The sequence below is a fragment of the Geodermatophilus chilensis genome (assembly GCF_002802985.1).
Lineage (GTDB): Bacteria > Actinomycetota > Actinomycetes > Mycobacteriales > Geodermatophilaceae > Geodermatophilus > Geodermatophilus chilensis.
The window spans coordinates 1-10,641 of the sequence record NZ_NVPT01000167.1 but is presented as its reverse complement, the minus strand read 5'-3'; the positions used below and the strand labels follow the sequence as shown (position 1 = coordinate 10,641).

At 73.5% G+C, this 10,641-nt stretch carries 11 protein-coding genes; 10 read left to right on the top strand and 1 reads right to left on the bottom strand.

Going from position 1 to position 10,641, the window contains the following annotated elements; all coding sequences use genetic code 11:
* Positions 1–193 precede the first annotated feature (193 nt).
* From CNO22_RS29805 to CNO22_RS21990, 8 genes are all read left to right on the top strand, one after another.
* Positions 194–316 (top strand): hypothetical protein, encoded by a 123-nt coding sequence (locus tag CNO22_RS29805; protein ID WP_269799618.1) that lies wholly within the window; start codon positions 194–196, stop codon positions 314–316.
* A 156-nt stretch (positions 317–472) separates the two neighbouring features.
* A complete protein-coding gene (locus tag CNO22_RS22020; protein ID WP_232807250.1) occupies positions 473–2,176 on the top strand; it encodes a RecQ family ATP-dependent DNA helicase in 1,704 nt (567 codons plus the stop codon).
* Positions 2,177–2,307: 131 nt separating this feature from the next.
* A complete protein-coding gene (locus CNO22_RS22015) occupies positions 2,308–3,789 on the top strand; it encodes an Nramp family divalent metal transporter (RefSeq protein WP_100501375.1) in 1,482 nt (493 codons plus the stop codon).
* A 133-nt stretch (positions 3,790–3,922) separates the two neighbouring features.
* Positions 3,923–5,566: a carbamoyltransferase family protein gene (locus CNO22_RS22010; protein WP_100501374.1), complete on the top strand. Its 1,644-nt coding sequence runs from the start codon at positions 3,923–3,925 to the stop codon at positions 5,564–5,566.
* 369 nt (positions 5,567–5,935) lie between these two features.
* Entirely contained in the window at positions 5,936–6,379 is a 444-nt protein-coding gene (locus CNO22_RS22005) for a DUF4383 domain-containing protein (protein WP_100501373.1), read from the top strand.
* Between the two features lie 230 nt (positions 6,380–6,609).
* On the top strand, positions 6,610–6,921 hold the full coding sequence (locus CNO22_RS27925) for a DUF3040 domain-containing protein (protein ID WP_157937067.1): 312 nt from the start codon (positions 6,610–6,612) through the stop codon (positions 6,919–6,921).
* A 62-nt stretch (positions 6,922–6,983) separates the two neighbouring features.
* Complete coding sequence (locus CNO22_RS21995) at positions 6,984–8,195, top strand: acyl-CoA dehydrogenase family protein (protein ID WP_100501371.1); 1,212 nt, start codon at positions 6,984–6,986, stop codon at positions 8,193–8,195.
* A gap of 75 nt (positions 8,196–8,270) precedes the next feature.
* On the top strand, positions 8,271–8,645 hold the full coding sequence (locus CNO22_RS21990) for a DUF1801 domain-containing protein (RefSeq protein ID WP_157937066.1): 375 nt from the start codon (positions 8,271–8,273) through the stop codon (positions 8,643–8,645).
* A gap of 15 nt (positions 8,646–8,660) precedes the next feature.
* On the opposite strand, the gene CNO22_RS21985 is transcribed toward CNO22_RS21990, so the two are convergent.
* Positions 8,661–8,861: a hypothetical protein gene (locus tag CNO22_RS21985; RefSeq protein ID WP_100501378.1), complete on the bottom strand. Its 201-nt coding sequence runs from the start codon at positions 8,859–8,861 to the stop codon at positions 8,661–8,663.
* 153 nt (positions 8,862–9,014) lie between these two features.
* Here CNO22_RS21985 and CNO22_RS21980 point away from each other — a divergent pair, with 153 nt between their 5' ends.
* The gene (locus CNO22_RS21980; protein WP_100501369.1) at positions 9,015–9,527 is read left to right on the top strand and encodes a SigE family RNA polymerase sigma factor; all 513 of its coding nucleotides are present in this window, start codon (positions 9,015–9,017) and stop codon (positions 9,525–9,527) included.
* A 1-nt stretch (position 9,528) separates the two neighbouring features.
* On the top strand, positions 9,529–10,641 hold a 1,113-nt coding region (locus CNO22_RS21975; protein WP_198588509.1), incomplete at its 3' end, for a hypothetical protein.

Here is a 10,641-nt window from a genome sequence, read left to right as displayed (position 1 = left end):
CACACCCGGGTATAATCACGTAAGGCATCGTCAGAGGCTTCTGATTCGTATAGAGACCCGCCCCACCGCCCGTCCCCGCCCCGCCATGGAGCACAGCCGGAGCCGACGACCGGCCACTGTCGAACAGGCAGCGGCCTCGCTCAGCGGGGTCCTCTTCCCGGCGGGCGAGCCACCGCTGCCCGAGGCGATGCCCGTGAACGGGGAGCGGATGGACCTGCGCTACGCCGTCGGGGTCCTCATGGACCACCGCGACCTCATCCGCCGCCTCGCCATCGAAGCCGGGGTCGACGGCGCCCGGGCCCCCGTGGGCTCGTGAGCCGCGGCGGGCGAGCGCCCGCGCGCGTTCCCGCGGAGACGCCGGCGCTGCCGAGCAGCCGCCACGCCCTCGCAGCACGAGGCACGTTCCCGCGGGAACGCCCGGCCGCCACCTGCGCGTCGTTTGCCGACCGCGGGCGTCGGGCAGCGGGTGCCGGTGCCCCGCAAGAAGCAGGCCGACCCCGCCGGGGCGTCCCCCTCCGTCCGCACCCGCCGCATCCGCGAGGTCGCCCGCGACCTGCTCGGCTACGACGAGTTCCGCCCGGGCCAGGAGGAGGCGATGAAGTCCGTCGTCTCGGGTCACGACACCCTCGCGGTGCTGCCGTCGGGCGCCGGCAAGTCCGCCGTCTACCAGGTCGCCGGGCAGCTGACCGACGGGCCGGTGCTCGTCGTCTCCCCGCTCATCGCGCTGCAGCGCGACCAGGTGGAGCGGCTCGACGAACTCGACGGGCTCGAGGGCCGGGCCGCCCAGCTCAACTCCGCCCTCTCCGCCGGCGACCAGCGCGCCGCCCTCGAGGGCCTGGCGGACGGAACGGTCCGCCACCTCTTCCTCGCCCCCGAGCAGCTGACCAAGCCCGACGTCGTGGAGGCCATCGCCGAGGCCCACCCGGCGCTGTTCGTCGTCGACGAGGCGCACTGCGTCTCCGCCTGGGGCCACGACTTCCGCCCCGACTACCTGCGGCTGGGCGGGGTCATCGAGCAGCTCGGCCACCCCACCGTGCTCGCCCTCACCGCCACCGCCGCGCCCCCGGTGCGCGCGGAGATCGTCGAGCGGCTGGGCATGCGCGACGCCCGGATCGTCGTCGCCGGGTTCGACCGTCCGGAGATCCGGCTGGAGGTCGAGCAGCACGCCGACGCCCACGCCAAGGAGCAGGCGGTGCTCGACCGGGTCACCGGGCTCGTCGGCGAGGGGCGGACCCCGGGCATCGTCTACAGCGCCACCCGCAAGGGCACCGAGTCGATCGCCGACGAGCTCACCGAGCGCGGACTGCGGGTGCGGCCGTACCACGCGGGGCTCAAGAAGGCCGACCGCGAGGACACCCAGCGCGCCTTCATGGACGACGAGCTTGACGTCGTCGTCGCCACGACCGCCTTCGGCATGGGCATCGACAAGCCCGACACCCGCTTCGTCGTGCACGCCGAGCCCGCCGACTCGGTCGACAGCTACTACCAGGAGATCGGCCGCGCCGGCCGCGACGGGCAGCCCGCGCTCGCCGTGCTCGTGTACCGGCAGGAGGACCTGGGCCTGCGCAGGTTCTTCGCCGCCGGCATCCCGCCGGAGGAGGAGCTGCAGCAGGTCGCCGGACTGGTCGCGGCCGCGGAGGCCGCCGGACTCGACGACGGCGTCGCCGTCAAGCAGCTGCGGGAGGAGACCGGCCGCGCCGCGACCCCGCTGGCCCGCGACCTCAACCTGCTCGAGCAGGTGTCGGCCGTCGTCCTCGACCAGGAGGGTGCCGCGCACCCGGCCGACAACGCCCCGCCCCCCGGCGAGGCCGCGGCGGCCGCGCGCGAGCTGGCCGAGCACCACGAGCGGGTCGACCAGAGCCGGGTCGAGATGATGCGCGGCTACGCGGATACCACCGAGTGCCGTCGGCAGTTCCTGCTCGGCTACTTCGGCGAGCAGCTCGAGCAGCCGTGCGGCAACTGCGACAACTGCGACGCCGGCCTCTCCCAGGAGCAGCCCGACGACGACGACGCGCCGTTCCCCGCACAGACCCCCGTGCAGCACGCCGAGTGGGGCCCCGGCGTGGTCATGCGGGTCGAGGACGACCGGGTCGTCGTCCTGTTCGAGGAGGTCGGCTACAAGACGCTCGCGCTGGCCGCCGTCCTGGACAACGACCTGCTGCGCCCCCGGACCTGACGCGGGCGACACCCGCGCATCTCGACGAGGTCACGCCGGGGCGCCCTCTCCTTGTCGCGGCGTGACGCCGGTCATACCGTTCTGCGCCACGCGGGGCGCACCGAAGCGCTCCGACAGGCCCAGGAGCAGCCATGGCCACCTCCCGCTCCCCCCGTGACACCTCGGAACCAGGGCACCTCGCGACCGAGCTGCCCAGCAAGGCACTGCCGGCGGTCCCGTACGCCGACCTCCCGGAACCGCTGCGCATGCGGCAGGTCCTCGGCCCGAGCGTGCTGCTGCTGGCCGGCGCCATCGGCTCCGGCGAGTTCGTGCTCTGGCCCTACATCACGTCCCAGGTCGGGCTGGCCGTCGTCTGGCTCGTCGTCGTCGGCGTGCTCACCCAGTACTTCCTCAACATGGAGATCGAGCGGTACACGCTCATCACGGGAGAGACGGCGGTCACCGGGTTCACCCGCCTGTGGAAGCCGTGGAGCTGGCTGTTCATCATCATGACCGTCGTCCCCTGGGCCTGGCCCGGCTGGGCGACCGGCGGGACGACGACGCTCAGCTTCGTCTTCGGCTTCAGCCAGGAGGCCATCCCGTACATCACGATCGGCGTCCTCGTCCTCATCGGCCTGGTCCTCACCGCCTCTCCCGTGGTCTACCAGACGGTGGAGAAGATCCAGTTCTTCATGGTGGCGCTGATCGTCCTGTTCCTCGTGTACGCGCTGCTCTTCCTCGTCGGTGGCGAGGGCTACGCGGGCCTGGCCGACGGCCTGGTCTCGGTCGGCGAGCTGCCCGACGCGGTGAGCCAGATCGGCACCGCCACCCTGCTCGGGGCCATCGCGTTCGCCGGCGCCGGCGGCGCCCTGAACCTGGCCCAGTCGAACTGGGTCCGGGACAAGGGGCTGGCCATGGGCGCCCGCCTGCCCAAGGTCGTCTCGCCGTTCACCGGCGAGGAGGTGGCCGCCCCGACGACCGGGTTCATGTGCCGCCGCGACGAGGCCAACATCCGCCGGTGGCGCTCCTGGTGGCGGGTGGCCGACCGCGAGCAGTTCGTCACGTTCTTCGTCATCGGCCTGATCGCGCTGCTGACCTTCATGATGCTCGCCTACTCCACCATCGGAGTCGGCAACACCGAGGCGCAGAGCTTCGACTTCATCCGCGCCCAGGGCGAGGCGCTCGGGGAGACGCAGGGCTCCTGGCTCGCAACGACCTTCTGGCTGATCGGCAGCGTGGTGCTCTTCTCGACGAACCTCGCGGTGCTGGACATGGTGGGCCGGGTCACCGCCGACGTCCTCAAGACCGGCGTCCTGCGCGAGAACCAGCGGTGGAGCGAGAGCCGGGTCTACTTCGCGGTGGTGTGGACGGAGATCGTCTTCGGCTCGATCATCCTGCTGTCGGGCGTCACCCAGCCGCTGATCCTGCTGGTCATCGCCAGCTCGCTCAACGGCCTGGTCATGTTCGTGTACTCGGCGCTGCTGATCCAGCTCAACCGGCGGACCCTGCCGGCGGAGTTCCGCACCGGCGGCGTGCGGCTCGTGGCGCTGTTCTGGGCCGTCCTCTTCTACGGCTTCTTCTCGGTCATCCTGCTGATCGACCAGTTCGGGAACCTCTTCGGCGGCGGGAGCTGAGCTCCACCGGAGCCTCCCGGCGGGAACCTCCCGGTCCCCCACCGGGAGGCTTCGCGCTGCGGGAGGCCGCGAGCGCCTCCATGATCACTGCTGTGCCCGGCCGCCTCGGCCCGGCGGAGAGGAGTGCGCCCGCGTGAAGGTCCTCGGCATCAACGCCATCTACCACGACCCCTCGGCGGCCCTGGTCATCGACGGCCGGGTCGTGGCCGCGGCCGAGGAGGAGCGGTTCAGCCGGCGCAAGCACGGCAAGCGCCCCCTGCCGTGGAGCGCCTGGGAGCTGCCCGAGCTCTCCGCGGCGTGGTGTCTCAAGCACGCCGGCGTGCGCCCCGAGGAGCTCGACGCCGTCGCCTACTCCTTCGATCCGGCGCTGATGGCCACACCGGAGGAGTCGGGGCTGTTCGACGGCGGCGACGTCATGCGCAAGAAGTACGCCGAGATGGCGCCGGACTTCCTCGCCCACGCCCTGCCCGGCCTCGACCCGGCGAAGGTCCGCTTCGTCAAGCACCACGTGGCGCACGCCGCGTCCGCGGGGCTGGCCGCGCCGCAGCGGGACAACGCGGTGCTGGTGCTCGACGGCCGCGGCGAGGCGCACAGCCACCTGGCCGGCCGCTACACCGACGGCCACCTGGAGGTCCTGGCCGGCCAGTCGCTGCCGCACTCGCTGGGCCTCATGTACGAGGAGCTCACCGACCACCTCGGCTTCCTGCGCAGCTCCGACGAGTTCAAGGTCATGGCGATGGCCTCCTACGGCAAGCCGCGGTTCGTCGGCGAGCTGTCGGAGCTCATCCGGGCCACCGACGACGGCGGCTTCCGCACCGAGAAGATCGACTTCGCCGAGTTCGCGCCGCGCCTGGCCAAGGGCGACGACTGGACCGAGGCGCACGCCGACCTGGCCGCCAGCGTCCAGCAGCGCCTCGAGGAGGTGCTGGTCGACCTGGCCCGCTGGGTGCACGAGCAGACCGGCGAGAGGACCCTCACCCTGGCCGGCGGCACCGCGCTGAACTGCGTGGCCAACACCCGCATCCTGGCCGAGAGCCCGTTCGAGGAGGTCTGGGTGCAGCCGGCCGCCGGCGACGCCGGGACGGCGCTGGGTGCGGCCCTGCACGTGGCCGGCGAGCTCGGCGAGCGCACCGAGCCGATGCCGGGCGCCGCGCTCGGCCGCAGCTGGACCGACGACGAGATCGAGCAGTGGCTGCAGACCGCGGCGATCGACTACGAGCGGCCGGACGACGTCGCCCAGGCGGTGGCCGAGGTGCTGGCCGACAACGGCATCGTCGCGTGGTTCCAGGGCCGCTCGGAGTTCGGCCCGCGCGCGCTGGGCCGCCGCTCGCTGCTGGCCCACCCCGGCTTCGAGGCCAACCTCGAGCGGATGAACGACGTCAAGGGCCGCGAGCAGTTCCGGCCGGTGGCGCCGATGGTGCTGCTGGAGCGGGCCCCCGAGATCTTCAGCCGCGGCCCGATCCCCTCGCCGTACATGCTCTTCGTGCACGACGTCGCCCCGGAGTGGAGGGACCGCATCCCCACGGTCACCCACGTCGACGGGACGGCGCGCATCCAGACGATCGACCGCGAGACCGAGCCCCTGGTACACCGCATGATCGCGGCGTTCGAACGGCGCACCGGCCTGCCGGTCGTGGTCAACACCAGCCTGAACACCGCGGGCCGGCCGATGGTCGACGACCCCCGCGACGCGCTGGAGTGCTTCGGCTCGGCCCCGGTCGACCTGCTCGCGATCGGCCCCTTCGTCGTCCGCCGGGCCCGGGCCACGCGGCGCTGACCCACCCGGGACGCGCGCGGTCCTGACCCCGTGGTCCCCCGTGGCACACGGGTCAGGACCGGCCCCCGCCCACCGTCCGACCAGGAGGACCACCCGACCGTAGCCGCGCGGCCACCGACGGCAAGGAGGTCGGACGTGCCCCTTCCGGGGTACACGAGACGCCAGGGACACCGGGGTGCTGAACCGCCAGGACACCGTCCGACGAACGGCTGGTGCGGATCGCCCCGGCGGCCCGTCGGCGGGGCCATCCCGCCGTTGTGTGACGCCCCACACGGACGGGTGACATCTGTTCCGTGAACGTCCGCGGGGGGTACCGCACATCCCGAACCGTCGAGCCCTGGCGGATTGACTGGACCCTGGAGGACAACGATGGCCGCTACGGCGGGCAACACGAACAGCGGAGCGCGGACCTGGCCGCAGCTGCTCGCGCTGGCGTTCGGCGCGATCTATCTGCTGGTGGGGATCGTGGGCTTCTTCGTCACCGGTTTCGGTGACTTCTTCGCCCACGACACCAACAGGAACCTGCTGTTCTTCGAGATCAACGGCATGCACAACGTCGTCCACATCCTCATCGGTGTGGCCGGCCTGCTGCTGGCCCGCACCCTGGCCGGCGCGCGCACCTACGGCTGGCTGCTGGCCGTCGGCTACGCCGCCGCCTTCGTCTACGGGCTGATCGCGATCGGCAAGCCGTGGGACTTCCTCAGCATCAACGCCGCTGACAACGTCCTGCACATCCTGACCGCGATCGTGGGCCTCGTCATCGCGCTGGGCCCGGTGCGCAACGCCGTCACCGGTCGCACCTCGCGCGTCTGAGGAAGGACCCCCTGCCCCCCGCCACTCACGAGCTCGCGGCGGGCCCCTGCAGGGGGGCCGGCGCACCACCTGGAGGCCGGGCCCCGCACGGGGCCCGGCCTCCGGCGCATCCGGGGCCGGACGGCGTGCACAGGAGGCTGGCGGTCCCGCCGTCCGCGGCGGAGGCTGGTGGGTGGGGACGCGACCCGGGGGACGACGCCCCGCCCGCGCCCGAGCCCGAGGCGCCGCACGTGCCGGAACCGGAGGCCCGTGCCGTGGACGACGACCCCGTGCTGCGTGCCCTGGGCGAGGAGCTCGCCCGTGACGACCCCGACCTGGCCGCCCGCCTCGCCGCCGGCCCCTGCTCCCCGGCCCGCCCGCCGGGCCGCGGCGCGCTCTGGATGGTCCTCCTCGGCGCGGGAGCGGCCGTCGCCGCGCCCCTCCTGCTGGGGCCGGCCGCCTTCGGCGTGATGGCGCTGCTGGTGCTGATCGGCTGCCCGTTCGCGCTCAGCTGCTGGCTGCCGGTGGTCGAGCCCTGGCCGGACGACGACCCGCCGTCCTGAGCCGGGACGGCGGGACGGACCCCTGACGAGACGCCGGTCACGCCGCCCTCTACGTTGCGCTCATGGACTTCGCCCTCTCCGCACGAGCCGAGGACGTCTGCGGCCGGATGTGGGACTTCATGCGCGAGCAGGTCTTCCCCGCCGAGCCGGTCTACGACGCGTGGCGCGCCGAACGCGGCCACGACGACCACGAGCACCCCCCGGTGCTCGAGGAGCTGAAGGTGGAGGCCCGCAAGCGTGGCCTGTGGAACCTCTTCCACCACGAACTGGGCGGGCTGACCAACCTGGAGTACGCCTCCGTCGCCGAGATCATGGGCTGGTCGCCGGTGATCGCCCCCGAGGTCACCAACTGCGGGGCCCCGGACACCGGCAACATGGAGACCCTGATGCTGTTCGGCACGCCCGAGCAGAAGGAGCGCTGGCTCACACCCCTGCTGGAGGGCGAGATCCGCTCCGGGTTCGCGATGACCGAGCCCGACGTCGCATCGTCCGACGCCCGGAACATCCAGACCTCGATCGTCCGCGACGGCGACGAGTACGTGATCAACGGCCGCAAGTGGTGGATCACCGGCAGCGCCGACGAGCGCTGCCAGATCTTCATCGTGATGGGGAAGACCGACCCCGACGGGCCGCCGCACCGCCAGCAGTCGATGGTGCTCGTGCCGCGGGACACCCCCGGGTTCGAGATCGTCCGGCACCTGCCGGTCTTCGGGTACCAGGACCAGCACGGCCACTCCGAGCTGCGGTTCACCGACGTCCGGGTGCCGGCGTCGAACCTCCTGGCCGGTGAGGGCGACGGCTTCATGACCGCCCAGGCCCGGCTCGGCCCCGGCCGCATCCACCACTGCATGCGGGCGATCGGCATGGCCGAGCGGGCGCTGTCGCTGATGGTCGAGCGGTCGAAGGCCCGCGTGGCGTTCGGCCGTCCGCTGGCCGACCAGGGCACGGTCCGCGAGAGCATCGCCCTCTCGCGGATCGAGATCGACCAGGTCCGCCTCTACGTGCTCAAGACCGCCGACCTGATCGACAAGTTCGGGGCCAAGGGCGCCCGCACGGAGATCTCCGGCATCAAGGTCGCCGCCCCGCGCGTCGCCCTGGCCGTCATCGACCGGGCGATCCAGCTGCACGGCGGCGCCGGCGTCAGCGACGACACCGTGCTGGCCCGCTTCTACGCGAGCGCCCGCACGCTGCGGATCGTCGACGGCCCGGACGCCGTGCACATCCGTGGGGTCGCCAAGGAGGAGCTGGCCCGGGAGCGCCCCTACAGCGGTTGAGCCACCGTTGAGCCACCGGGCACCGGCACCCGTTCCCGGGTGTCGGTGCCCGGTGCCCGGTGCCACGCTGTGCCCGTGCCCAGGAACCCCGAGGCGGACGACCTGCTGAGCGCGCACCCGGACGCGGTGCGCGCCACCGCCCACCGGGTGCGTGCGGTGCTGCTCGACGCCCATCCGCAGCTCGAGGAGCGGGTGCGGCGCGGCTGGCACTCGATCAACTACCGCGATCCGGTGGCCGGCTTCGTCTGCGCGGTCTTCCCGACGGCGGACCGCGTGCAGCTGGTCTTCGAGCACGGCGCCCGGCTGCCCGACCCGGAGCGGCGACTGACGGGCACCGGCCGGCAGGTCCGCGCGCTCGTGTTCACGGCCCCGGACGAGGTCGACCCGGACGTCGTCGGCACGTTCCTCGACCACGCCGTCGAGCTGGGGGCCGGGCTCCGCGCCCGCTGAGCAGCCGGGACGGCGTCAGGGGGCGATCGTCCCGCCGAAGCCGCCGCCGGCGAGCTTGGCCATCAGCTGCGTGCGGTCCAGCCCGATCGCGTCGAGCGCGTCGCCGTCCCGGTCGGTGTCGATCTCATCGGGCAGCTGGGCGGCCACCTTGTCGGCGGTCTCGTTGTCGCCCTCTGTGTGCAGCACCCGCAGCAGCTCCTGCTTGTCCAGCTTCACGCCGACCTCCACTCCGTTCCGGACAGGTTGCGGTCAGCGTGATGGCGGTCGCGTCGTCGCGCAACGCGGCCGCTCCCGATCACGATCCGGTCACGACGGCGTTCCTCCGGCTCCTCCTCGGGCGTCCTAGGGGATGACGACGAGGGGGAACGGGTGAGAGCGCGAGACGAGGCGGCCTTCGAGGCCTTCGTCGCCGCACGGTCGGACGAGCTGCTGCGCACCGCGGTGCTGCTCACCCGCGATCGCGGCCACGCCGAGGACCTGCTGCAGACGGCCCTGGTGAAGGCCTACCGGCGGTGGTCCCGCATCGACGGCGGGGACCCCTACCCCTACGTGCGCCGGGTCCTGGTCACCAGCGCGGCCAGCTGGCGGCGGCTGCGCAGCTCGCAGGAGATCGTCGCGCTGCCCGCCGTCGAGCCGGCCGGCCCCGACACCACCGAGCACGTCGCCGAGCGGGAGCGGGTCGCCGACGCGCTGGCCACCCTGCCGCCGCGGATGCGCGCCGTCCTCGTGCTGCGCTACGCCGAGGACCTCAGCGAGGCCGACACCGCCGCCGCGCTCGGCTGCTCGGTGCACACCGTGAAGAGCCAGACCGTCCGGGGCCTCGCCCGCCTGCGCGTCCTGCTCGGCGACGCCGCCCCCGCCACGCTGATCGAGGAGTGCTGACATGCCGTCCGACCTCGAGACCCGGCTCCGCCGGGGCCTGCGGGCCACCGCCGACGACGTCGCGCCCGCACCCCACGACCTGGCCGACCGGGTGCGGCAGCGGGCCCGCCGGCAGCAGCGCACCCGCCTGGGGGTGGCCGCCGCTGGGCTGGCCGCGGCGCTGGTCGTCGTGGGCGTGCCGGTCGCGGCCTCCGTGGTCCTGTCGGACCGCACGGGTGGGCACACGGCCGACGGCACCGTGAGCACGTTGGTCGACCTGCCCACCCGCGGGTCGCTCTCCGGGGACGCGGAGTGGCTGGCCGGGGTCCGGTCGCTGAGCTGGGCACCCGGGGACGCCGCGCAGCTCCCGGCTCCCGGGTACCCGGATCGCCCGGTCGGGGAGCGCCGGGTCGCCTACGCCGGCGACGTGCCCGGCGCCCGGGTGGCGCTCGTCCTGGGGGTGGGCGCCGAGCCGGTCCACGCCTGGTTCACCGGCCCGGTCGGCGCTGCTGTGGACCAGATGGTGCTCGCCGCTCCCCCCACCCGGACGACGGAGGGACACCCGCTGGCCCTCATGGACGCACCGGACCCGGCGGCCGACGGCCCGACGTTCGTGGTGGTCGCCTGGCCCGGGGACGACGCCCGCCTGCTGATCGGCCGGACGGTCGACGCCGACGGGACGACGACGGAGCACTCCGAGCGGGTGCCCCTGACGAACGGCGCCGGTGCGATCGCCGCGCCGGGACCGGCGACCTGGCCGCTGGAGGTCCAGCTGTGGGTCGACCGGAACAGCGGGGTGGCCGGCTCCTACAACCCGCAGACGACCATCGCCGACCGAGCGCTCGACGTCGCCCGCCCCCTGCCGGACGTGGCCGACCCGCGCGGCCTGCGCGGGGTGATCCGCGACCAGGACCTCAGGTCGGCCGTCGAGACGCTCTCGGGTTACTACGGAACGCCCGCCGACGAGCTGCGGCTCACCCTCCTGGCTGCAGGTCCGGTCAGGGAGGGGTCCCCGTCGTCCGTGGCTCTCCTGGGGGCCACCTTCCCGTCCGGTGCCACCACGGTGGCCCACGTGGTCGTCTGGCCGGGCGAGGACGGGGTGTCGTCCCAGGTCGGCCTGACCGAGGTCGCCCCG